This window comes from Vibrio sp. V38_P2S17PM301 (assembly GCF_009904845.1).
In the GTDB taxonomy this organism is placed as follows: domain Bacteria; phylum Pseudomonadota; class Gammaproteobacteria; order Enterobacterales; family Vibrionaceae; genus Vibrio; species Vibrio proteolyticus.
On record NZ_WXWO01000053.1, the window covers coordinates 43070 to 65587 of the forward strand.

23 protein-coding genes are annotated in these 22518 nt (G+C 52.1%); 19 read left to right on the forward strand and 4 right to left on the reverse strand.

Translation table 11 applies throughout. From position 1 onward, the window contains the following. Positions 1–104: 104 nt before the first annotated feature. From gyrB to dnaA, 4 genes are all read right to left on the reverse strand, one after another. Complete coding sequence (gyrB, locus tag CAG64_RS12265) at positions 105–2522, reverse strand: DNA topoisomerase (ATP-hydrolyzing) subunit B (RefSeq protein WP_021707022.1); 2418 nt, start codon at positions 2520–2522, stop codon at positions 105–107. Between the two features lie 18 nt (positions 2523–2540). After that, positions 2541–3620, reverse strand: coding sequence for a DNA replication/repair protein RecF (gene recF, locus CAG64_RS12270; protein ID WP_161454367.1), 1080 nt, complete (start codon positions 3618–3620; stop codon positions 2541–2543). A gap of 23 nt (positions 3621–3643) precedes the next feature. After that, on the reverse strand, positions 3644–4744 hold the full coding sequence (dnaN, locus tag CAG64_RS12275) for a DNA polymerase III subunit beta (protein WP_021707024.1): 1101 nt from the start codon (positions 4742–4744) through the stop codon (positions 3644–3646). A gap of 73 nt (positions 4745–4817) precedes the next feature. Next, positions 4818–6224, reverse strand: coding sequence for a chromosomal replication initiator protein DnaA (gene dnaA / locus CAG64_RS12280; RefSeq protein WP_161488682.1), 1407 nt, complete (start codon positions 6222–6224; stop codon positions 4818–4820). A 457-nt stretch (positions 6225–6681) separates the two neighbouring features. On the opposite strand from dnaA, the gene CAG64_RS12285 reads away from it, so the two are divergent. The 19 genes from CAG64_RS12285 to atpA all read left to right on the forward strand — a co-directional run bounded on the left by CAG64_RS12285 (position 6682) and on the right by atpA (position 22514). Further along, positions 6682–7428, forward strand: coding sequence for an amino acid ABC transporter substrate-binding protein (locus CAG64_RS12285; RefSeq protein ID WP_021707026.1), 747 nt, complete (start codon positions 6682–6684; stop codon positions 7426–7428). 82 nt (positions 7429–7510) lie between these two features. After that, positions 7511–8182, forward strand: a complete 672-nt coding sequence (locus CAG64_RS12290) for an amino acid ABC transporter permease (RefSeq protein ID WP_161452107.1) — start codon at positions 7511–7513, stop codon at positions 8180–8182. Beyond that, positions 8179–8916, forward strand: coding sequence for an amino acid ABC transporter ATP-binding protein (locus tag CAG64_RS12295; RefSeq protein WP_161488681.1), 738 nt, complete (start codon positions 8179–8181; stop codon positions 8914–8916). The genes CAG64_RS12290 and CAG64_RS12295 overlap by 4 nt, the downstream gene beginning before the upstream one ends. 228 nt (positions 8917–9144) lie before the next feature. Further along, complete coding sequence (rpmH, locus tag CAG64_RS12300; protein ID WP_021707029.1) at positions 9145–9279, forward strand: 50S ribosomal protein L34; 135 nt, start codon at positions 9145–9147, stop codon at positions 9277–9279. 46 nt (positions 9280–9325) lie between these two features. Further along, on the forward strand, positions 9326–9649 hold the full coding sequence (gene rnpA, locus CAG64_RS12305) for a ribonuclease P protein component (RefSeq protein WP_237668249.1): 324 nt from the start codon (positions 9326–9328) through the stop codon (positions 9647–9649). Beyond that, positions 9616–9873: a membrane protein insertion efficiency factor YidD gene (gene yidD / locus CAG64_RS12310; protein ID WP_021707031.1), complete on the forward strand. Its 258-nt coding sequence runs from the start codon at positions 9616–9618 to the stop codon at positions 9871–9873. The genes rnpA and yidD overlap by 34 nt, the downstream gene beginning before the upstream one ends. A 2-nt stretch (positions 9874–9875) precedes the next feature. Further along, positions 9876–11498: a membrane protein insertase YidC gene (yidC, locus tag CAG64_RS12315; protein WP_021707032.1), complete on the forward strand. Its 1623-nt coding sequence runs from the start codon at positions 9876–9878 to the stop codon at positions 11496–11498. Positions 11499–11616: 118 nt separating this feature from the next. Next, positions 11617–12978, forward strand: coding sequence for a tRNA uridine-5-carboxymethylaminomethyl(34) synthesis GTPase MnmE (gene mnmE, locus CAG64_RS12320; RefSeq protein ID WP_021707033.1), 1362 nt, complete (start codon positions 11617–11619; stop codon positions 12976–12978). Between the two features lie 49 nt (positions 12979–13027). Next, positions 13028–13462: an FMN-binding protein MioC gene (gene mioC / locus CAG64_RS12325; protein WP_021707034.1), complete on the forward strand. Its 435-nt coding sequence runs from the start codon at positions 13028–13030 to the stop codon at positions 13460–13462. A 471-nt stretch (positions 13463–13933) separates the two neighbouring features. After that, on the forward strand, positions 13934–15832 hold the full coding sequence (gene mnmG / locus CAG64_RS12330; protein WP_161457921.1) for a tRNA uridine-5-carboxymethylaminomethyl(34) synthesis enzyme MnmG: 1899 nt from the start codon (positions 13934–13936) through the stop codon (positions 15830–15832). Continuing rightward, entirely contained in the window at positions 15829–16461 is a 633-nt protein-coding gene (gene rsmG, locus CAG64_RS12335; protein WP_161457920.1) for a 16S rRNA (guanine(527)-N(7))-methyltransferase RsmG, read from the forward strand. The genes mnmG and rsmG overlap by 4 nt, the downstream gene beginning before the upstream one ends. 14 nt (positions 16462–16475) lie before the next feature. Next, the gene (locus CAG64_RS12340) at positions 16476–17249 is read left to right on the forward strand and encodes a ParA family protein (protein ID WP_021707037.1); all 774 of its coding nucleotides are present in this window, start codon (positions 16476–16478) and stop codon (positions 17247–17249) included. A gap of 24 nt (positions 17250–17273) precedes the next feature. Beyond that, on the forward strand, positions 17274–18155 hold the full coding sequence (locus CAG64_RS12345) for a ParB/RepB/Spo0J family partition protein (RefSeq protein WP_021707038.1): 882 nt from the start codon (positions 17274–17276) through the stop codon (positions 18153–18155). Positions 18156–18342: 187 nt separating this feature from the next. Beyond that, the gene (locus CAG64_RS12350; RefSeq protein WP_021707039.1) at positions 18343–18732 is read left to right on the forward strand and encodes a F0F1 ATP synthase subunit I; all 390 of its coding nucleotides are present in this window, start codon (positions 18343–18345) and stop codon (positions 18730–18732) included. An 8-nt stretch (positions 18733–18740) separates the two neighbouring features. After that, entirely contained in the window at positions 18741–19553 is an 813-nt protein-coding gene (gene atpB, locus CAG64_RS12355) for a F0F1 ATP synthase subunit A (protein WP_021707040.1), read from the forward strand. 61 nt (positions 19554–19614) lie between these two features. Then, positions 19615–19869, forward strand: coding sequence for a F0F1 ATP synthase subunit C (atpE, locus tag CAG64_RS12360; RefSeq protein ID WP_021707041.1), 255 nt, complete (start codon positions 19615–19617; stop codon positions 19867–19869). Between the two features lie 71 nt (positions 19870–19940). Then, positions 19941–20411 carry a F0F1 ATP synthase subunit B gene (gene atpF, locus CAG64_RS12365; RefSeq protein ID WP_021707042.1) on the forward strand — a complete coding sequence of 157 codons (471 nt, stop codon included), beginning with the start codon at positions 19941–19943 and terminating at the stop codon, positions 20409–20411. Between the two features lie 14 nt (positions 20412–20425). Continuing rightward, a complete protein-coding gene (gene atpH / locus CAG64_RS12370; RefSeq protein WP_021707043.1) occupies positions 20426–20959 on the forward strand; it encodes a F0F1 ATP synthase subunit delta in 534 nt (177 codons plus the stop codon). Positions 20960–20972: 13 nt separating this feature from the next. After that, a complete protein-coding gene (gene atpA / locus CAG64_RS12375) occupies positions 20973–22514 on the forward strand; it encodes a F0F1 ATP synthase subunit alpha (protein ID WP_021707044.1) in 1542 nt (513 codons plus the stop codon). Positions 22515–22518 lie beyond the last annotated feature (4 nt).

A 22518-nucleotide genomic window follows, 5' to 3' on the forward strand; every position in this document is an offset into this window, starting at 1 on the left:
GGAAAAACCACCAGAGCTGGAATAAAGTGGCGATTTGCACCGTCGACAAAAACAAAAAAGCAGCGATGTATCGCTGCTTTTTTCATACGAGATGTTAACGCGAGTTACACGTCCAGGTTAGCGACGCGCAAGGCGTTTTCTTCGATGAAGTTACGACGCGGTTCAACCTGATCGCCCATCAGCGTGGTGAACAGTTGATCGGCGCCCACGGCGTCCTCGATAGTCACCTGCATCATACGACGGGTTTCCGGATCCATGGTGGTTTCCCACAACTGCTCCGGGTTCATCTCACCCAGACCTTTGTAACGCTGACGGCTCAGACCACGCTGCGACTCTTTCATCAGCCAATTAAGGGCTTCCACAAAGCTGCCCACCGGCTGAATACGCTCACCGCGTTTGATGTACGCCCCTTCTTCGATCAGACCATCGAGGCTTTCTGACAACTCGGCCAGTCTGGCGTACTCTTTTGAGTTCAGCAGATCCACACTCAGCATGTAATCGTAAGTCACACCATGAGTACGCACTTTGATTTTCGGAATGCTGACACCCAGCTCCTGATGCTGTTCAATTTCATAGCTGTACTGGCTGGCACCCACTTCTTTGGCATTCAGTTGTTCCACCAGTTGTTGGGTCCAGGCCTCGACCTGTGCCACATCCTGGCATTGATCCGCCGTCAAACGTGGTACGTACAGGAACTCATGCAGCAGCGCATACGGGTACCGGCGACTCATGCGCTCCACCAACTTGATGCCGGCGTTGTATTGCTGAACCAGTTTCTCCAGTGCCGCACCAGCCATGGCTGGTGCATCCGCATTGACGTGCAGCGCCGCGTTGTCTAGCGCCAGCGACACCTGATACTGATTCATCGCTTCTTCATCTTTGATGTACTGCTCTTGTTTGCCTTTCTTCACTTTGTAAAGTGGTGGCTGAGCGATGTACACGTAGCCGCGCTCAATAAGCTCTGGCATTTGACGGTAGAAGAAGGTCAGCAGCAGCGTACGGATGTGCGAACCATCAACGTCCGCATCGGTCATGATGATGATGTTGTGGTAACGCAGTTTATCCGGGTTGTACTCGTCTCGACCGATGCCACAGCCCAGTGCCGTGATCAGTGTGGCCACTTCCTGTGAAGAGAGCATCTTGTCGAAACGCGCTTTTTCGACGTTGAGGATCTTACCTTTCAGCGGCAAAATCGCCTGGTTCTTACGGTTACGACCCTGCTTAGCACTCCCGCCCGCAGAATCCCCCTCCACAATGTACAGTTCAGACAGCGCCGGGTCTTTTTCCTGACAGTCAGCCAGTTTACCCGGCAGACCTGCCAGATCCAGCGCACCTTTACGGCGTGTCATTTCACGCGCTTTACGCGCCGCTTCACGAGCACGCGCCGCGTCGATGATTTTTGAACACACCATCTTGGCTTCGTTCGGGTTCTCGACCAAAAATTCTGACAGCTTCTCACCCATGGCCGACTCAACCGCCGACTTCACTTCAGACGACACCAGCTTGTCTTTGGTTTGGCTGGAGAATTTTGGATCCGGCACTTTCACCGAAACCACCGCCGTCAGACCTTCACGCGCATCGTCACCCGACGTCGCGGTTTTCGCTTTCTTCGAGAAACCTTCTTTGTCCATGAAGGTATTCAGCGTCCGGGTCAACGCCGCGCGGAAACCCGCCAGGTGAGTCCCCCCGTCACGCTGTGGAATGTTGTTGGTGAAACAGAAGATATTCTCCTGGAAACCATCGTTCCACTGCATCGCCACTTCCACCGCAATACCGTCTTCACGTTCAAAGTTGAAGTGGAAAATTTTGTCGATGATCGGCGTTTTGTTGGTATTCAGGTGATCAACAAAGGCCTGAATGCCGCCTTCGTACATGAAGTGATCGTGTTTATCCGCTTCGCGCTCATCAATCAGCTTGATCGATACGCCCGAGTTCAAAAACGACAGTTCACGCAGACGCTTCGCCAGGATGTCATAATGGAATTCGGTATTCGAGAAGGTTTCCGCACTTGGCCAGAAACGAATTTGCGTGCCGGTTTTGTCAGTATCACCGACCACTGCTAGAGGAGCTTCAGGTTCACCATGACGGTAAGTTTGCGTATGGATATGACCGCCACGATGAATGGTCAGGACCACTTTTTCAGACAAAGCGTTCACGACCGACACCCCCACACCGTGCAAGCCACCAGAGACTTTGTACGAGTTGTCATCGAACTTGCCGCCCGCATGCAGGACCGTCATGATCACTTCAGCGGCAGACACTTTCTCTTCCGGGTGCATTTCGGTTGGAATACCACGGCCATCGTCGCTCACGGAAACCGAGTTGTCCTCATGAATTGTCACAACGATGTCTTTACAGTGACCCGCCAACGCTTCATCAATTGAGTTATCGACTACCTCGAACACCATGTGGTGCAAACCGGTGCCATCATCAGTGTCGCCGATGTACATACCCGGACGCTTACGCACCGCGTCCAGACCCTTCAGTACCTTAATACTCGATGAATCGTAATTTTCAGACATGAGTTACTCTCTCACTATTTATCCTTGCTCGATCACACCATGTTCCACATGGAACAATCGGCCAGAATCATCGCGCATGTCGGCAATCTGGCTGTCGGTAATCGAGCTTACAAAAACTTGAGCCCCCGTCGCTTTAAGGCAATCTGCCAGTCGTTTGCGACGTTGGCTGTCTAATTCAGAAGCAAAGTCATCGATCAAATAGATGCATTGCTTACCGGTCTTGTCGGTCAGATGCTGGCCTTGCGCCACACGCAGTGCGCAGACCATCAGTTTCAGTTGACCTCGTGACAGAACATCCTCCACCGGGGTTCCGTTCACTTTAATGCGCAGATCCGCTTTGTTCGGGCCGCTAAAGGTGTAACCCAGCGCTTGATCGCGTTCGAAGTTTTTCTCGAGAATCTCTTGGTAGGGCGTCTCTTTGTCCCACCCACGATAATACTTCAATTGAATATCAAATTCTGGCAAAAATGTCTGGCAAATCGACTCGGCGACCCCTTTCATTTGCTCGACATATTCCGCCCGCCAGGCACTGATCTGCTCGGCCAGCACGGCCATCTGCTGATCCCAGTAACTGAGCTCGCGATATCGGGTGGCCGTTTTCAGCAGTGCATTGCGCTGCTTATTGAGGCGCTTAAACCGCCCCCAGGCATCGTAAAACGCCGCTTCGGTATGAAACACGCCCCAATCGATGAACGCCCGCCGGTGTTTCGGCCCGTCAGTCAGCAAATCAAACCCTTCAGGGTGAATCAGCTGCAAGGGCAAAACCTGAGCTAATTGTGCCAGTTTTTGACCGGTTTGACCGCCTATTTTAACCTCTGTCGAGCCATCACGCTGCTTATTAATGCCAATTGGTAGCTCAAATTGGTCCGAGTTCAAAAAACGACCGTGGACAAACAGTTCATCACACTGGTTTTGGATCACCCGGCCGGTCAGCGAGCTTTTGAAAGAGCGACCGTGACCGAGCAGATACACCGCTTCCAGCACGCTGGTTTTGCCGCTGCCGTTGGGGCCGATAAGAAAATTAAAGCCTGGCGACAGTGCGATGTCGCAGGCTTTAATATTGCGAAATTGCTGAATGATTAAACGGGAAAGAGGCATTCAGTTGGTCTGAGTCACAACGCTTACAGACGGATCGGCATCACCACATACATGGCGCTGTCGTCATCACGGTTTTCAATCAACGCACTGGCGTTTGCGTCCGACATGGACACACGCACCGCCTCACAACGCAAGGTATTGAGCACATCCAGCACATAGCTGACGTTGAAACCAATTTCGATCGCCTCACCGTCAAATGTGACATCCAGCATCTCTTCGGCTTCTTCCTGCTCTGGGTTATTGGCGGTAATGCGCATTTCGCTGTCCGCCAGATTGACCCGCACACCGCGAAACTTTTCGTTCGACAGGATCGCCGCCCGCGAGAACGCCTGACGCAGCTCATCACAGCCCGCTTCCAGTGTTTTGGTGGTATTTTGTGGCAATACGCGGCGATAATCGGGGAAACGGCCGTCAACGAGCTTAGAGGTGAAGACAAAGTTATTCACTTCCGCGCGTACATTGGAACTGCCGATCTGCAACACCACAGGTTGCTCTGGAGCATCCAGCAGCTTCACCAGCTCCTGCACGCCTTTACGCGGCACAATGATCTGCTGCTGGGCAAATTCAGCGCCCAGTTGGGTCTGCGCCACCGCCATCCGGTGACCGTCGGTCGCCACACTGCGCAGGGTGGTGCCTTCAATCTCAAACAGCATACCGTTGAGGTAGTAACGCACATCCTGGTTAGCCATCGAAAACTGGGTTTTCTCAATCAAACCACGCAGGTCAGCCTGAGTGACGGAAATTTCCACCTCACTCTGCCAGTCTTCAATGTTCGGAAAATCGCTTGCTGGCAATGTGGCCAGAGAAAAACGGCTGCGTCCTGAACGCACCTGAACGCGATCGCCTTCAAGCAGTACCGTGATCACCGATTCATCCGGCAGGCCACGGCAAATATCGAGGAATTTACGTGACGGCACCGTGATACTGCCCGCCTCACACTCGCCTTCCAGGCTGACCCGGCTGATCAGTTCCACTTCCAGATCGGTGGCGGTCATCGACAGGACATTGTCGTCAACTTTCAGCAGCAGGTTACCGAGGATCGGCAAAGTCGGCCGGCCCCCCAAAGCACCAGAGACTTGTTGCAGGGGTTTCAGCAGGTGACTACGTTGAATAGTAAATTTCATAGCTAGCTCTTAACGGTGTATGGCATGTGCCGGTTTTTATTATCAGCGATAAGAATAGTGCGATCTCGCCCGATTACGAAGACAGCGTTCGGATCAGGTTCGAATAATCTTCTTTGATGTCGTGGCTCTCTTCACGCAACTGCTCAATCTTACGGCAGGCGTGTAGCACCGTCGTGTGGTCACGGCCGCCAAACGCATCGCCGATTTCCGGCAGACTGTGGTTGGTGAGTTCTTTGGCCAGCGCCATCGCCAGCTGACGCGGGCGGGCAACCGAGCGAGAACGACGCTTCGACAGCAGATCGGCGACTTTAATCTTGTAGTACTCTGCGACCGTCTTCTGAATGTTGTCGATCGTCACCAGCTTTTCCTGCAGCGCCAGCAAATCCCGCAGCGCTTCTCGCACGAAATCAATGGTGATCGGACGGCCGGTAAAGTTGGCGTTAGCGATCACTCGGTTCAACGCCCCTTCCAACTCACGCACGTTCGAGCGCAGACGTTTGGCGATGAAAAACGCCACTTCATCGGCCAGATGAATCTGGTGATCTTCGGCTTTTTTCATCAGGATCGCGACGCGGGTTTCCAGCTCTGGCGGCTCAATCGCCACCGTCAGCCCCCAACCAAAGCGGGATTTCAGGCGATCTTCCACCCCGTTGATCTCTTTCGGATAACGGTCTGAGGTGAGAATGATCTGTTGATTGCCTTCCAGCAGCGCGTTGAAGGTATGGAAAAACTCTTCCTGAGAGCGCTCTTTATTGGCGAAAAACTGAATGTCATCGATCAGCAGCGCATCCACACTGCGGTAGTAACGTTTGAACTCTTCAATCGCGTTATTTTGCAGGGCTTTGACCATATCCTGCACAAAACGCTCCGAGTGCATGTACACCACTTTGGCGTTCGGATTGTTATCGACGATGGCGTTGCCGACGGCATGCAGCAAGTGGGTTTTACCCAGACCGGTCCCGCCATAGAGGAACAATGGGTTGTACGCTGCACCCGGGTTGTCTGAAACCTGACGGGCCGCGGCCAGACCAAGCTGGTTTGATTTACCTTCCACAAAGTTGTTGAACTTGTGTTTCGGGTTCATGTTGGAACGGTAAGTGATTTCCGGCGCGCTGGCCGCATCGTCGTCCCAGGTTTTGTGGATCGGCTTGCGTGCCTGCAACTGGGCCGGCGCAGACGACTCTGCCGCCACGTCGGCGGGCGTGCGGGTCGGGGCCGGTTTGGGCGCAACCACCCGGCGGCTGCCAACTTCAAAGCGCAGGCTCGGAATGTCGCTGCCACAGTATTCCTGCAGCAGACGATTAATGTTGTTCAGGTACTTATCCCGAACCCAGTCGAGCACGAACCGGTTCGGAGCGAACAAAGTGAGAGTATTGTCATTGAGCTCTGCTTGTAACGGTCGAACCCACATACTGAATTCTGTAGCTGGTAGCTCTTCTTGAAGCTGTTGCATGCACTGCAACCATAGCGAAGATGACACGATGCCCCCACTCGAAACTTAGATGATCGGAAAAGACGACAATGTTACCTGTTGATAACCAAGATCGCCAGCGATTGATCGACGATCCAGTGAATAAGATCGTACTTATACACAATTATTTACCGCCATTTGGCCGGATCCACACAAACCGTCCCAAAATTACTCACATTTTGATCCACATTTGGCTTTTTTTTCACGGGATCCGGTGATCTTCAATCTGGTGATAACTCTGTGAATCTTTTTCTCCACACCCTGAGCGATCCGGATCATTTTGTGCCTTTGAGCACTGGCTCACATCGGCCTGGCACGAAAATCGCCCAGGATAGACTAGGCTGTGTATAACCTGACCATAACCTTCAACTTATTACACACTGCTCTAGTTTATTGCACTTGGTTATTTATCTAACTAAGCAAAGTAACAGTAGTATTTCCCTCTACAAATATATGGAGTTGTATTATGAAAACCTGGATTAAAGCTGCCGTTGCAGCCGTCGCTCTGTCTGCAGCCACTGTGCAGGCCGCAACCGAAATCAAAGTGGGCATGTCTGGCCGCTACTTCCCGTTCACGTTCGTCAAGCAGGATAAACTGCAGGGCTTTGAAGTGGACGTGTGGGACGAAATCGGTAAACGCAACGACTATAAAGTAGAATACGTCACCGCAAACTTCTCGGGTTTGTTCGGATTACTTGAAACCGGCCGCATCGACACCATTTCAAACCAAATCACTATCACTGATGAGCGCAAGGCCAAGTATCTGTTTGCGGATCCGTACGTCATCGACGGTGCGCAAATCACCGTCCGTAAAGGCAACGACACCATCAAGGGTGTGGATGACCTGGCCGGTAAAACCGTGGCCGTGAATCTGGGTTCGAACTTCGAACAACTGCTGCGCAGCTACGACAAAGACGGTAAAATCAACGTGAAAACGTACGATACCGGTATCGAACACGACGTCGCACTCGGCCGTGCTGATGCCTTCGTGATGGATCGCTTGTCGGCGCTGGAACTGATCAAAAAAACCGGTCTGCCGCTGCAACTGGCGGGTCAACCGTTTGAGACCATCGAGAACGCCTGGCCATTCCTGAACAACGAAAAAGGCCGTCAATTGCAGTCTGAAGTCAATCAGGCTCTGAAATCGATGCGTGAAGATGGTACGCTTGCGCAGATCTCTGAAAAATGGTTCGGTGCCGACATTACCAAATAACCGTCGCACCAGAACAAATCAACTGTATTTTCGAGGGTGGAATGGTCAATTCCACCCTTTCTTTTCTGATGTAAGGTAACTTATGGGTTTTGACTTTAACTACATGCTGGAGTTAATGCCGATACTGCTCAAGTATCTCGGCACCACCATGGAAATGGCGATCTGGGGATTGCTGTTTTCGCTGATTCTGTCCGTTGTGCTGGCCAACATTCGTGTGTTTCGTCTGCCGGTGCTGGATCAGCTCAGCCAGCTTTACATCAGTTTCTTCCGCGGCACGCCGTTGTTGGTTCAGCTGTTCCTGCTTTATTATGGCTTGCCACAAATCTTTCCGGTGATGGTCGGACTGGATGCCTTCTCTGCGGCGGTGATCGGCCTGACGCTCCATTTTGCCGCTTACATGGCAGAAAGCATACGCGCCGCGATCATCGGCATTGACCGCAGCCAGATGGAAGCCAGTTTGTCGGTCGGTATGACCACACCACAAGCGATGCGCCGGATCATCCTGCCACAGGCAACCCGCGTGGCGCTGCCGTCGCTGATGAATTACTTCATCGACATGATCAAATCCACCTCGCTGGCTTTCACTCTCGGCGTGGCAGAAATCATGGCCAAAGCGCAAATGGAAGCCTCATCCAGTTTTCGTTTCTTTGAAGCGTTCCTGGCGGTCGCACTGATTTACTGGGGCGTGGTTTTGGTTCTGACCCGCGTCCAGATCTGGGCGGAAACCAAACTGAATAAGGCATACGTACGATGATCAAACTGACCAATATCCATAAACGCTTTGGCGACAGCGAAGTACTGAAAGGCATCGATCTTGACATCCAGCAAGGCGAGATCATCGTGATTATCGGCTCAAGCGGCACCGGCAAATCGACGCTGCTGCGCTGCGTGAACTTTCTCGAGCAAGCCGATGAGGGCCAGATCACCATTGATGATGTCAGCGTCAATGCTCGCCAGCACAGCAAATCGGATGTTCTGGCGCTGCGACGCAAAACCGGCTTTGTGTTCCAGAATTACGCACTGTTTGCTCACCTGACTGCGCGCCAGAACATTGCCGAGGGCCTGCTCACCGTGCGCGGCTGGAAAAAAGACCAGGCACTGACCCGGGCGCAACAAATCCTCGATGACATCGGTCTGGGAGACAAGGGTGATCAATATCCGGCTTCCCTGTCGGGCGGTCAGCAACAACGGGTCGGCATTGGCCGGGCGATGGCGTTGCAACCGGAATTGCTGCTGTTTGATGAACCCACCTCGGCTCTCGATCCGGAATGGGTCGGCGAAGTCCTCGCGCTGATGAAGCGCCTGGCGACGCAGCACCAGACCATGCTGGTGGTGACGCACGAAATGCAGTTTGCCCGTGAAGTGGCTGATCGGGTGATCTTTATGGCCGAGGGGAAGATAGTGGAACAGGGATCTCCACAGGATATCTTCAACAATCCACAGGATCCTCGCCTGCAGAAGTTTCTGCGTCAGGTTGGCGCCGAATAAAGATCGGCCAAAAGATCCCAAGATCCTTGAGATTTTAATCACACTCCGTATAATCGCCCGGCCGGAATTCATACTGCCGCAGTGATTGACAGCTAAGGTGAGTGTGATTACAATTCCGCCTCTTTGTTGAGAGGCGTCGGTGCTTCTCTTTTCTATAGTAAAGAGAGCAATACAACCCACGCCGGGTTAACATTGACCTAAAACTACTGATCAGTAAAGGTAATTATCATGAAACGCACTTTTCAACCTACAGTTCTAAAGCGCAAGCGTACTCACGGCTTCCGTGCTCGCATGGCAACTAAGAACGGTCGTAAAGTAATCAACGCACGTCGTGCAAAAGGCCGTAAGCGCCTGTCAAAATAATCACTAGCTTATTTTGAATACGTACGCGTTCAATCGGGAGTTACGTCTGCTAACTCCCGAGCATTATCAAAATGTCTTCCAGCAAGCGCATCGTGCTGGTTCACCTCATTTCACCATCATTGCTCGCAATAATAACCTTTCTCATCCTCGTTTAGGCTTAGCCGTTCCCAAAAAGCAAATCAAAACTGCCGTTGGCCGTAACCGGTTCAAGCGTCTGGCCAGAGAAAGCTTTCGTAACAAACAACATCAGCTTCCGAACAAAGATTTTGTTGTGATTGCTAAAAAAAGCGCCCAAGATTTAAGCAATGATGAATTGTTCCAATTGTTTGATAAGTTATGGCATCGCCTGTCTCGCCCTTCGCGTGGCTAGGGATCGGACTTGTCCGTCTTTACCAGGGGCTCATTAGTCCGCTCCTGGGGCCAAGGTGTCGATTCACCCCCACCTGCTCAACTTACGCCATAGAAGCCCTGAAAGCTCACGGTTTTGTAAAAGGGTGTTGGTTATCAAGCAAACGTCTATTAAAATGCCACCCTTTGAACGAAGGGGGGTTCGACCCCGTTCCACCCGTCCAGAAACATGACAGAGATAAATAACGATGGATTCTCAACGTAATATCCTGTTAATCGCACTGGCGTTGGTCTCTTTTCTACTTTTCCAGCAGTGGCAAGTAGCAAAGAATCCGGCTCCTCAAGCGGTTGAGCAGGCACAATCAAGCAGTACCTTACCTGCCCCGTCAACCGGTGATGAGTTTGACCCAGCACCATCGGCCCAGCAGGCATCAGCGAAGACGATTACCGTGACGACTGACGTATTGACTCTGTCAATCGACACTCAGGGTGGCGATGTGGTCAACGCGGATCTGAACCAATACTCTGCCGAGCTGGACTCCAAAGACCCGTTCGTGCTGCTGAAAAACACTCAGGGACATCAGTTTATCGCGCAAAGCGGTCTGGTGGGTCCACAGGGTGTTGATCTGAGCAGCAGCAATCGTCCCAACTACAGCGTTGACGCAGACAGCTTCACCCTGCAAGACGGTCAGGACGAACTGCGTATCCCGATGACATACACCGCGAACGGCATCACGTACACCAAAACGTTCACGCTAACGCGTGGCAGTTACGCGATCAATGTCGATTACGACGTCGTGAACAACTCAGGCAACAACGCCACCGTTGGCATGTACGCGCATCTGCGTCAGAACCTGCTGGATTCTGGTGGCAGCATCACGATGCCAACCTACCGTGGTGGTGCGTATTCCACCGAAGATACCCGCTACAAAAAATACAGCTTTGACGACATGCAGGATCGCAACCTGCAGATCAACCTGACTGACGGTCAGGGCTGGGCGGCCATGATTCAGCACTACTTTGCTGCCGCGTGGATCCCACGCAACGAACCTGGCACCAACCTGTACACCCGCGTGATCGGTAATCTGGGCGATATCGGCGTTCGCATGCCGAACAAAACCATCGCCAACGGCGACAGCGCCCACTTCGAAGCTACTCTGTGGGCTGGTCCGAAACTTCAGGACCAAATGGCCGCTACAGCGGACAACCTGGATCTGGTGGTAGACTACGGCTGGCTGTGGTTCATCGCGAAACCACTGCACATGCTGCTGTCGTTCATCCAGGGCTTTGTTAGCAACTGGGGTGTGGCGATCATCTGTCTGACCTTTATCGTCCGTGGTGCGATGTACCCGCTGACCAAAGCGCAGTACACTTCCATGGCGAAAATGCGCATGCTGCAACCTAAACTGCAGGCCATGCGTGAGCGCATCGGTGATGATCGTCAGCGCATGAGTCAGGAAATGATGGAGCTGTACAAGAAAGAGAAAGTGAACCCGCTGGGTGGCTGTCTGCCGATTGTGCTGCAAATGCCTATCTTCATCGCCCTGTACTGGTCACTGATGGAGTCGGTTGAACTGCGCCACTCACCATTCTTCGGTTGGATTCACGACCTGTCTGCACAGGACCCGTACTACATTCTGCCGCTGCTGATGGGTGCGTCGATGTTCATGATCCAGAAAATGAGCCCGACTACAGTCACGGATCCGATGCAACAGAAGATCATGATGTTCATGCCGGTCATGTTCACCTTCTTCTTCCTGTTCTTCCCGTCAGGCCTGGTTCTGTACTGGTTGGTATCGAACGTGGTCACTCTGATCCAGCAAACGCTGATTTACAAAGCACTGGAGAAGAAAGGCTTGCACTCCAAGTAAGCCCGACACACACCGACAAAGGCGACCAAAGGGTCGCCTTTTTGTTTGCTGCTGATTACAATTCAGCTAACTGAATTTTTCGATCGCCCCCGGCGGTCCCAGCTCGAAAGGCTACAATATGACAACAGACACCATAGTCGCTCAGGCAACCGCGCCCGGTCGTGGCGGTGTCGGCATTATCCGTGTGTCCGGCCCTAAGGCGGCACTGGTCGCCGAAACCGTGACAGGCCGTACTCTGAAGCCACGTTATGCCGAATACCTGCCCTTCACCGCCAGTGACGGCAGCCAGTTAGACCAGGGCATTGCCCTGTTCTTTCCTAATCCCCATTCGTTCACCGGTGAAGATGTGCTGGAGCTGCAGGGCCACGGTGGCCCGGTGGTCATGGACATGCTGATCAAACGCATTCTCGACATCGACGGCGTCCGTCCGGCCCGGCCAGGGGAGTTCTCCGAGCGGGCATTCCTGAACGACAAAATGGACCTGACGCAGGCGGAAGCCATTGCCGATCTGATTGACGCCAGCTCGGAAGAAGCCGCCAAGTCCGCGCTGCAATCCCTGCAGGGTCAGTTCTCACGCCGCATCCACACGCTGGTGGAATCGCTGATCCACTTGCGCATCTACGTCGAAGCCGCGATTGATTTTCCCGAAGAGGAGATCGACTTTCTCGCCGACGGCAAAGTGGCCGCCGATTTACAGACCATTATAGATAACCTTGCTGAGGTACGCCGCGAAGCCAACCAGGGTGCGATCATGCGTGAAGGGATGAAAGTGGTCATCGCCGGCCGGCCAAACGCAGGCAAATCCAGCCTGCTCAACGCCTTGTCCGGCAAAGAGTCTGCGATTGTCACCGACATTGCCGGCACCACGCGTGACGTATTGCGTGAGCACATCCACATCGACGGCATGCCTTTGCACATCATCGACACCGCCGGCCTGCGTGATGCGTCTGATGAAGTGGAAAAAATCGGCATCGAGCGCGCCTGGGATGAAATAGCTCAGGCGGATCGGGTATTGTTTATGGTGGACGGCACCACCACCGACGCCACGGACCCGAAAGCGATCTGGCCCGACTTTGTTGATCGTCTGCCCGACAGCATCGGAATGACCGTGATCCGCAATAAAGCCGATCAAACCGATGAAGAGCTGGGGATCTGCCACGTCAATCATCCGACCCTGATCCGCTTGTCGGCCAAAACCGGCGCCGGTGTCGACGCACTGCGTGCCCACCTCAAAGCGTGCATGGGCTTTGCCGGCAACAGCGAGGGAGGCTTTATGGCCCGTCGTCGTCATTTAGACGCTCTGGAGCGTGCCGCCCAGCATCTTGACATCGGTCAGCAGCAACTGGAAGGTTACATGGCCGGGGAAATTCTTGCCGAAGAGCTGCGCATCGCCCAGCAGCACCTCAACGAGATCACCGGAGAGTTCAGCTCGGATGATCTGTTAGGGCGTATCTTCTCATCATTTTGTATCGGCAAATAACACGTCAGGCGTGGCACGGGGCGGCCACGCTGCTCATAAGGGAGTATTTATGATCCACATCATTACCGGAAGCACCTTAGGCGGTGCCGAGTACGTCGGTGATCACCTCAGCGATCTGCTGACAGAAAAAGGCCTGACCACCAAGATCCACAACCAGCCGGATCTGGCAGAGATCCCTAATCGTGGCACCTGGCTGGTGATCACTTCCACCCACGGTGCCGGCGAGTACCCGGATAACATCCAGCCATTCATTCAGGCGCTGCAAGACACCCCACCTAAAATGAGTGACGTGCAATACGCAGTGATCGCCATCGGCGATTCCAGTTACGACACTTTCTGTGCCGCAGGGAAGCACGCGTATGATCTGTTGCTGGACATCGGTGCCACGCCACTGACAGACTGCGTCACTATTGACGTGTTAAGCCACACCGTACCGGAAGATGCCGCCGAGGCCTGGTTGAACGATCACCTCGAATTATTCTAATTGAGAACGGACAATCGGCGGCCTTCGGGCCGCTTTTTTTGTCCCCGAAAACATCCACAAGCCAAACGGGATGATTCGTTTGCTGATTATTTGACCACTTGTGCTGTGGATAACCTATCAAGTTTCCAGTGATCAAACTATAGTTATTCCAATAATAACTTTAGGTCATACGATCCCCTGTGTATAACAACCGATTTTGATCCCAGCTAATCCTCGATCAGATCAAATGAAGATCACAGCAAATGATCGTCTCAAGATCCATGATCTTGTTGATCATTTTTTAGTTATCCACAGAAAACGGTTCCACTAATAGTAGATCCAATAAAAGATCTCTATATAGATCTTATATATATTTATTCTTTCCCTGAACGAGGAAAAAAGCGAAAAGCGATTTTATCGATCCCGGAAAGAGGGTAAAATACGGCTCTTTTTCTCTGTCCATCATTTTGTTTGAATACCTGAGGTCGGTTCATGCTTTATCACGAAAATTTTGACGTCATTGTTGTCGGTGGCGGTCATGCAGGAACGGAAGCCGCACTCGCATCAGCTCGCACAGGTCAACGCACTCTGCTGTTGACCCACAATATTGATACATTAGGTCAGATGTCCTGTAACCCAGCGATTGGTGGGATTGGTAAAGGTCATCTGGTCAAAGAAGTCGATGCCATGGGCGGTTTGATGGCCGAGGCCATTGACCATGCGGGTATTCAATTCCGTACACTGAACGCATCAAAAGGTCCGGCGGTTCGAGCCACCCGAGCGCAAGCTGACCGGGCGCTGTACAAAGCGTACGTACGCCAGACGCTGGAAAACACCCCCAATCTGACGTTGTTTCAACAGTCGGTGGATGATCTGATCGTCGAAAATCATCAGGCGGTGGGTGTGATCACTCAGATGGGGCTAAAATTCCGTGCCAAAGCCGTGGTCTTGACGGTCGGGACTTTCCTGGGCGGAAAGATCCACATCGGAATGGAGAGTTCATCCGGGGGGCGCGCGGGCGATCCTCCGTCGATCGCACTGGCGGATCGTCTGCGCGAACTGCCGTTTCGGGTCGATCGTCTTAAAACCGGTACACCGCCGCGCATTGATGCGCGCAGCGTCGATTTCTCGGTACTGGAAGCGCAACATGGTGACAACCCGACACCGGTGTTTTCGTTCATGGGCCAGCGGAATCAACACCCGCACCAGATCCCATGTTTTATTACTCACACCAACGAGCAGACGCACGATGTGATCCGCGCCAACTTGGATCGCAGCCCGATGTACGCTGGGGTGATCGAAGGGATCGGGCCACGTTACTGCCCGTCGATCGAAGATAAGGTGATGCGTTTTGCCGACAAAAACAGCCACCAGATCTTCATTGAACCGGAAGGTCTGACGACGCACGAATTATACCCGAACGGCATCTCAACCAGTCTGCCGTTTGACGTTCAGGTGCAAATTGTGCGCTCGATGAAAGGTTTTGAAAACGCGCACATTGTGCGTCCGGGCTACGCGATTGAATACGACTTCTTCGATCCCCGCGATCTGAAGCAGACGTTTGAAACCAAATTTATTCAAGGTTTGTTCTTTGCCGGTCAGATCAATGGTACCACAGGATACGAAGAAGCGGCCGCGCAGGGTCTGATGGCCGGTCTTAATGCCAGCCTGTACAGTCAGGACAAAGACGGCTGGAGTCCGCGCCGTGATGAAGCGTACGTAGGGGTTCTGATTGACGATTTGTCCACCATGGGCACCAAAGAACCGTACCGGATGTTCACTTCCCGTGCGGAATACCGCCTGTTGCTACGTGAAGATAACGCCGATCTGCGTCTGACCGCGAAAGCGCATGAATTGGGGCTGATCAGCGAGGCGCGTTGGGCACGCTTTAACCAGAAAATTGACAACATGGACCGCGAGCGCCAGCGTCTCAAAGAGACCTGGATGAACCCCAATTCTGCTGGTGTAGCATCACTTAACCAGTTGCTGAAAACGCCAATGGTGCGTGAAGCCAGCGGTGAGGATCTGTTGCGTCGTCCGGAAATGACCTACGATCAACTGACTCAACTGGACGCGTTTGCGCCGGCGTTAGCGGATCGTCAGGCGGCCGAACAGGTTGAAATTCAGGTGAAATACGAAGGTTACATCAAGCGTCAGCAGGATGAGATCGAAAAATCACTGCGTCATGAACACACCAAATTGCCGCTGGATCTGGATTATGCTGCGGTCAAAGGGTTGTCCAACGAAGTGGTGGCCAAACTGAGTGAGGCTAAACCAGAAAGCATTGGTATTGCATCGCGCATCTCTGGTATCACGCCGGCTGCGATTTCTATCTTGCTGGTGCATCTGAAAAAACACGGCATGCTGAAAAAAGGCGAGGACGTCGCATGAGCGCACTACGCAGCACTCTTGATGCGCTGATCGCGCAAACCGACTTGTTGGTGTCTGAGCGTCAGCGTGAGCAACTGGTAGGGTATGTGACCCTGCTCGACAAGTGGAACAAGGCCTACAATCTGACTTCGGTGCGTGATCCGCAGGAGATGATGGTTAAACACATTCTGGATAGCATCGTTGTCAGCCCGGCGCTGGATGGCGAGCGCTTTATCGATGTTGGAACTGGCCCGGGGCTGCCGGGCATTCCGCTGGCGGTGATGAATCCGGACAAACAATTCGTGCTGCTCGACAGTCTTGGTAAGCGCATTCGTTTCATCAAGCAAGTGTTGCACGAGCTCAGCATCAGCAACGTCACGCCAGTGCAGAGCCGGGTGGAAGAGTATCAGCCCGACATGCTGTTTGACGGGGTACTCAGCCGCGCGTTTGCCTCCATTACCGACATGGTGGAATGGTGTCACCATCTGCCCAAAACGTCGGGTGGCGTGTTTCTCGCGCTCAAAGGTCAACTCCCGCAGGATGAGATCGACCAGTTGCCGGAGTGGTGTTCTGTGATCGGTATCAAAGCTTTGACAGTTCCTGAATTGGAAGGTGAGCGTCATCTTGTAATCTTATCGCGCAAGGGATAACAGCGAGGCATAACGTGGGAAAAATCGTAGCGATCGCCAACCAGAAAGGTGGTGTTGGTAAAACAACAACGTGTATTAACTTAGCGGCGTCCATGGCGGCCACTAAGCGTAAGGTGCTGGTGATAGATCTCGACCCTCAGGGGAACGCCACTATGGCCAGCGGCATCGACAAATATCAGGTCGAGGCCACCGCCTACGATCTGCTGGTCGAAGAGCTGCCGTTTGAGCAGGTGGTGTGCCAGAAAACCACAGGCTATTACGACCTGATCGCCGCCAACGGTGACGTCACCGCGGCCGAGATCAAACTGATGGAAGTGTTTGCCCGCGAGATCCGGCTGAAAAACGCGCTCGCGTCAGTTCGCGATAACTATGATTTCATCTTTATCGATTGTCCGCCGGCACTTAACCTTCTTACAATCAACGCGATGGCAGCGGCTGACTCTGTGTTAGTGCCGATGCAGTGTGAGTATTTTGCGCTGGAAGGGCTGACGGCATTGATGGATACGATCAGCAAGCTGGCTGCCGTTGTGAATGAAAATCTGAAGATTGAAGGGTTGCTGCGTACCATGTACGACCCGCGTAACCGCCTTTCCAATGAAGTGTCTGATCAGCTGAAAAAGCATTTCGGTAACAAAGTCTATCGAACCGTTATTCCTCGTAATGTTCGTCTGGCCGAAGCGCCGAGTCACGGCAAACCTGCCATGTATTACGATAAGTATTCGGCTGGCGCGAAAGCGTATCTGGCACTGGCCGGCGAAATGCTGCGTCGCGACGAAGTACCCGCATAATTCAACCAATAGGAATTCTTCTGCATGTCTAAACGTGGTTTAGGAAAAGGGCTGGATGCGCTCTTAGCCACCAGCTCATTTGCCCGTGAGAAACAACACATTGCCACCCAGAGCCAGGCGTTGTCCTCCGATGGCGAACTGCGGGATCTGGCGATCACCAGCCTGCAGCCAGGGGTGTATCAACCGCGTAAAGACATGGCACCGGAAGCGCTGGAAGAGCTGGCGGCTTCGATTCAGTCGCAAGGCATCATTCAGCCGATCGTGGTGCGTCAGGTCGCGGACGACAAATTTGAAATTATTGCCGGCGAGCGTCGCTGGCGTGCGGCCCGTCAGGCGGGCTTACGTCAGGTGCCGTGTTTGGTGAAGAACGTTCAGGATCGGGCGGCGATTGCCATGGCGTTGATTGAAAACATTCAGCGTGAAAACCTCAATGTGATCGAGGAGGCGCAGGCACTTGAGCGTCTGCAGGACGAATTTACTCTGACCCATCAACAGGTCGCCGATGTGATCGGTAAATCCCGCACCACGGTCAGCAATCTGCTGCGCCTGAACCAGTTGGACGATCAGGTCAAGCAACTGGTGGCGGAGAAACTGCTCGAAATGGGTCATGCTCGCGCCCTGCTGGCGCTGGAAGGCGAGCAACAGTGTGAGATTGCACAGCAGGTTGCCAAAAAGCAACTGACAGTACGTCAGACGGAAAAGTTAGTCAAAAAGTGTCTGGCACCCCAAGCTGACACGAAAAACGTGCCAGAAGACGCTGACGCACAACAAATGTCACATAAACTGAGCGAAATTCTCGATGCTAAAGTGTCGATTGTGCGCTCGAAGGACGGTAAGGCTAAAATGACGATTAGTCTTGATGAGCCTCACAAATTAGAGCAGTTAATTGCCAAGCTCGAGAGCTAAATGAGATAATTGATTTAAATCAATTGTGCAAAAAATGATTTCTTGAACGAAAGTTGTCGGTTTGTAAACAAAATTGTAACTTTTTGCGGCGTTTCAATTGCATTAAGTCCGACTCACCGTATAATTTTCGCCAATTTCCAGAGCCCGGAATCGTCAGGCTGTTGGAGTTAACTAGAGGTACGAATACATGGTAGCTGCGTTGGCTAGACCAGGACGAGAGCTTGCTAAGCAATTGTTAATGATCCAGTCCGGCGCGGTTATGTTTGTGGCAGCAGGGATGGCGGTAGCCGTGAATGCTGAATGGGGACTTTCAGCGCTGGTTGGCGGCGGCATATTTGTCGTGGCCAATGCGGTATTCGCGCTGTGTGCTTTTATGTTTAGTGGAGCTCGCGCTGCAAAGCGAATCACGGCCTCTTTCTACACAGGCGAAGCACTCAAAATCCTCATCACGGTTGCACTTTTCTCCGTTGCCTACATGTATATGCAGGTGGAACTTGTTCCCCTGAAACTAACCTATTTGCTGGCTCTAGGTATTAATATCTGTGCGCCAGTGCTATTCATTAACAACAAAAAATAGGACGAGTTATGGCTGCGCCAGGTGAAGCGCTAACATCGGCCGGATACATTGATCACCACCTTACCAACCTGTCTTTATACAAGCTGGGTCTGGTAGCGGAGGAGACAAGTTTCTGGAACGTACATATCGATAGCCTGTTTTTTTCTTTGTTTACAGGACTGATTTTCCTATGGATTTTCCGTTCAGTGGCGAAGAAGGCAACAGCAGGTGTACCAGGTAAGCTTCAGTGTGCTGTAGAAATGATCGTTGAATTTGTCGCGGATAACGTCAAAGACACGTTCCATGGACGCAACCCACTGATCGCGCCTTTAGCACTGACTATCTTTTGTTGGGTATTTTTGATGAACGTGATGGACCTAGTCCCGATCGACTTCTTACCGTACCCAGCTGAGCATTGGCTCGGTATCCCTTACTTGAAAGTGGTACCTTCTGCTGATGTGAATATCACCATGGCTATGGCTCTGGGCGTTTTTGCTCTGATGATCTACTACAGCATCAAAGTAAAAGGCCTGGGTGGGTTTGCCAAAGAACTGGCTCTACATCCATTTAATCACCCAATCATGATTCCGTTTAACCTGCTGATTGAAGTGGTCTCGCTGCTGGCGAAACCTCTGTCACTCGGTATGCGTCTCTTCGGCAACATGTTCGCGGGTGAGGTTGTATTCATTCTTTGTGCGGCAATGCTACCATGGTGGCTACAATGGATGGGTTCACTACCGTGGGCTATTTTCCATATTCTGGTTATCACGATTCAGGCCTTCGTATTTATGATGTTGACCATCGTTTATCTATCGATGGCACACGAAGATTCTGATCACTAATATTTTTTTAAGCTTTATTTATCGGGCACTCTAAGCCAAAAACTACAAATTGGAGATAGTAATGGAAACTTTACTGAGCTTTTCTGCAATCGCCGTAGGTATTATCGTCGGTCTTGCTTCTCTTGGTACTGCGATTGGTTTCGCACTTCTAGGTGGTAAATTCCTTGAAGGTGCTGCACGTCAACCAGAAATGGCTCCTATGCTGCAAGTTAAGATGTTCATCATCGCTGGTCTACTTGATGCGATCCCTATGATCGGTATCGTAATCGCACTTCTGTTCACTTTCGCGAACCCATTCGTTGGTCAGCTAGGTTAATCACTTTTAACGTAAGGCAAACTGCGGTTTGTCCCTGATTAACACTAAGTCCATTTAGAGGGGTAGCTGTTGTGAATATGAACGCAACTCTGCTAGGTCAAGCAATCTCGTTCGCACTGTTTGTGTGGTTCTGCATGAAGTATGTATGGCCGCCAATCATCAAAGCGATCGAAGAACGTCAGAAGAAAATTGCTGACGGTCTTTCAGCCGCTGAGCGTGCTGCAAAAGACTTGGAACTAGCACAAGCCAACGCTTCTGATCAGATGAAAGAAGCGAAGCGCACAGCAACTGAGGTCATCGAGCAAGCGAACAAGCGCAAAGCTCAAATTCTAGACGAAGCTCGCGAGGAAGCTCAGGCAGAACGCCAGAAAATCCTTGCGCAAGCAGAAGCAGAACTTGAAGCTGAACGTAACCGCGCGCGTGATGAACTGCGCAAACAAGTTGCAACTCTGGCTGTAGCTGGTGCTGAGAAAATCCTTGAGCGTTCCATCGATAAAGATGCGCACAAAGATATTCTCGACAACATTACTGCAAAACTTTAAGTCTGGGGGCGCATATGTCTGATTTGACTACTATCGCACGCCCCTATGCTAAAGCAGCATTCGACTTTGCCGTAGAAAAAGGCCAACTGGACCAATGGGGTCAAATGTTGTCTTTCGCTGCGGAAGTTGCTCAAAACGCCCAGATGCAGGAACTGTTAACCGGTTCCGTTGCTGCCGATAAAATGGCAGACATCTTTGTTGCCGTTTGTGGCGAGCAAGTTGATGCAAATGGCCAGAACCTGTTGAAGGTGATGGCTGAGAATGGCCGACTTCGTGCCCTTCCTGATGTTTATGAGCAGTATTTTGCTCTGAAGCAGGCGCATGAGAAGCAAATTGACGTTGAAGTCACTTCAGCGACTGAGCTTTCTCAGCAGCAACTGGCAGACATCAGCAGCAAACTTGAGCAGCGTCTTGAGCGCAAAGTGAAGCTGAATTGCAGTGTAGATGAGGCCCTACTTGGTGGGGTTATTATTCGAGCCGGAGACTTAGTCATCGATAACTCAGCGCGTGGTCGTTTGAACCGCCTGAGCGATGCATTGCAGTCTTAATGGGGATTGGAGCATGCAACTTAATTCCACGGAAATCAGCGATCTGATCAAACAGCGTATCGAATCTTTCGACGTTGTTAGTGAAGCTCGCAACGAGGGTACTATCGTATCGGTAAGCGATGGTATCATCCGCATCCACGGCCTGGCGGACGTGATGCAAGGTGAAATGATTGAATTACCGGGTGGCCGTTATGCACTGGCACTTAACCTCGAGCGTGACTCGGTTGGTGCGGTTGTAATGGGCCCATATGCTGACCTTAAGGAAGGCATGAAAGTAACAGGTACTGGCCGCATTCTTGAAGTGCCAGTGGGTCCAGAACTGTTAGGTCGCGTAGTGAACACGCTGGGTGAGCCTATCGACGGTAAAGGTCCTATCGAAGCCAAACTGACTTCGCCTGTTGAAGTGATTGCACCAGGTGTAATCGACCGTCAATCGGTTGATCAGCCTGTTCAAACTGGTTACAAGTCAGTTGACTCAATGATCCCAATCGGTCGTGGTCAGCGTGAGCTTGTGATCGGTGACCGTCAGACCGGTAAAACCGCGATGGCGATCGATGCGATCATCAACCAGAAAAACTCTGGTATTTTCTCTATCTACGTCGCGATCGGTCAGAAAGCATCGACCATTGCTAACGTAGTTCGCAAACTGGAAGAGCACGGCGCGCTGGCGAACACCATCGTTGTTGTGGCATCGGCTTCTGAATCTGCAGCGCTGCAATACCTGGCGCCATACGCAGGTTGTGCGATGGGTGAATACTTCCGTGATCGCGGCGAAGACGCACTGATTGTTTACGATGATCTATCGAAACAAGCGGTCGCTTACCGTCAGATCTCTCTACTTCTGAAACGTCCACCAGGCCGTGAGGCTTTCCCGGGTGACGTATTCTACCTTCACTCACGTTTGCTAGAGCGTGCCGCTCGAGTCAACGCGGAGTACGTAGAACGTTTCACTAACGGCGAAGTGAAAGGTAAGACCGGTTCTCTGACGGCTCTGCCTATCATCGAAACGCAAGCTGGTGACGTATCAGCATTCGTACCGACGAACGTAATCTCGATTACCGACGGTCAGATCTTCCTGCAAACTGAACTGTTCAACGCGGGTGTACGCCCAGCGGTTGACCCAGGTATCTCAGTATCTCGTGTAGGTGGTTCTGCTCAGACGAAAATCATCAAGAAGCTGTCTGGTGGTATCCGTACCGCTCTGGCTGCTTACCGTGAACTGGCAGCATTCGCGCAGTTCTCTTCTGATCTGGACGAAGCGACGAAACGTCAGCTGGACCACGGTCAGAAAGTAACGGAACTGATGAAGCAGAAGCAGTACGCTCCGATGTCTGTCTTTGACCAGGCGCTGACTATCTTTGCGGCAGAGCGCGGTTACCTGAATGACGTAGAACTGACTAAAGTTCTGGATTTCGAGGCGGCTCTACTATCGTACGCTCGCGGTCAATACGCTGAACTGGCAGCTGAGATCGACAAGTCTGGTGCTTACAACGATGAAATCGAAGCTCAGTTGAAGAAACTGGTAGACGATTTCAAAGCAACCCAAACTTGGTAACAGG

Excerpts from the sequence above, each read along its gene's own strand:
- gyrB (WP_021707022.1), bottom strand. The coding sequence starts at position 2,522 with ATGTCTGAAAATTACGATTCATCGAGTATTAAGGTACTGAAGGGTCTG.
- recF (WP_161454367.1), bottom strand. The coding sequence starts at position 3,620 with ATGCCTCTTTCCCGTTTAATCATTCAGCAATTTCGCAATATTAAAGCC.
- dnaN (WP_021707024.1), bottom strand. The coding sequence starts at position 4,744 with ATGAAATTTACTATTCAACGTAGTCACCTGCTGAAACCCCTGCAACAA.
- CAG64_RS12285 (WP_021707026.1), top strand. The coding sequence starts at position 6,682 with ATGAAAACCTGGATTAAAGCTGCCGTTGCAGCCGTCGCTCTGTCTGCA.
- CAG64_RS12290 (WP_161452107.1), top strand. The coding sequence starts at position 7,511 with ATGGGTTTTGACTTTAACTACATGCTGGAGTTAATGCCGATACTGCTC.
- CAG64_RS12295 (WP_161488681.1), top strand. The coding sequence starts at position 8,179 with ATGATCAAACTGACCAATATCCATAAACGCTTTGGCGACAGCGAAGTA.
- rpmH (WP_021707029.1), top strand. The coding sequence starts at position 9,145 with ATGAAACGCACTTTTCAACCTACAGTTCTAAAGCGCAAGCGTACTCAC.
- yidD (WP_021707031.1), top strand. The coding sequence starts at position 9,616 with ATGGCATCGCCTGTCTCGCCCTTCGCGTGGCTAGGGATCGGACTTGTC.
- yidC (WP_021707032.1), top strand. The coding sequence starts at position 9,876 with ATGGATTCTCAACGTAATATCCTGTTAATCGCACTGGCGTTGGTCTCT.
- mnmE (WP_021707033.1), top strand. The coding sequence starts at position 11,617 with ATGACAACAGACACCATAGTCGCTCAGGCAACCGCGCCCGGTCGTGGC.
- mioC (WP_021707034.1), top strand. The coding sequence starts at position 13,028 with ATGATCCACATCATTACCGGAAGCACCTTAGGCGGTGCCGAGTACGTC.
- mnmG (WP_161457921.1), top strand. The coding sequence starts at position 13,934 with ATGCTTTATCACGAAAATTTTGACGTCATTGTTGTCGGTGGCGGTCAT.
- rsmG (WP_161457920.1), top strand. The coding sequence starts at position 15,829 with ATGAGCGCACTACGCAGCACTCTTGATGCGCTGATCGCGCAAACCGAC.
- CAG64_RS12345 (WP_021707038.1), top strand. The coding sequence starts at position 17,274 with ATGTCTAAACGTGGTTTAGGAAAAGGGCTGGATGCGCTCTTAGCCACC.
- CAG64_RS12350 (WP_021707039.1), top strand. The coding sequence starts at position 18,343 with ATGGTAGCTGCGTTGGCTAGACCAGGACGAGAGCTTGCTAAGCAATTG.
- atpB (WP_021707040.1), top strand. The coding sequence starts at position 18,741 with ATGGCTGCGCCAGGTGAAGCGCTAACATCGGCCGGATACATTGATCAC.
- atpE (WP_021707041.1), top strand. The coding sequence starts at position 19,615 with ATGGAAACTTTACTGAGCTTTTCTGCAATCGCCGTAGGTATTATCGTC.
- atpH (WP_021707043.1), top strand. The coding sequence starts at position 20,426 with ATGTCTGATTTGACTACTATCGCACGCCCCTATGCTAAAGCAGCATTC.
- atpA (WP_021707044.1), top strand. The coding sequence starts at position 20,973 with ATGCAACTTAATTCCACGGAAATCAGCGATCTGATCAAACAGCGTATC.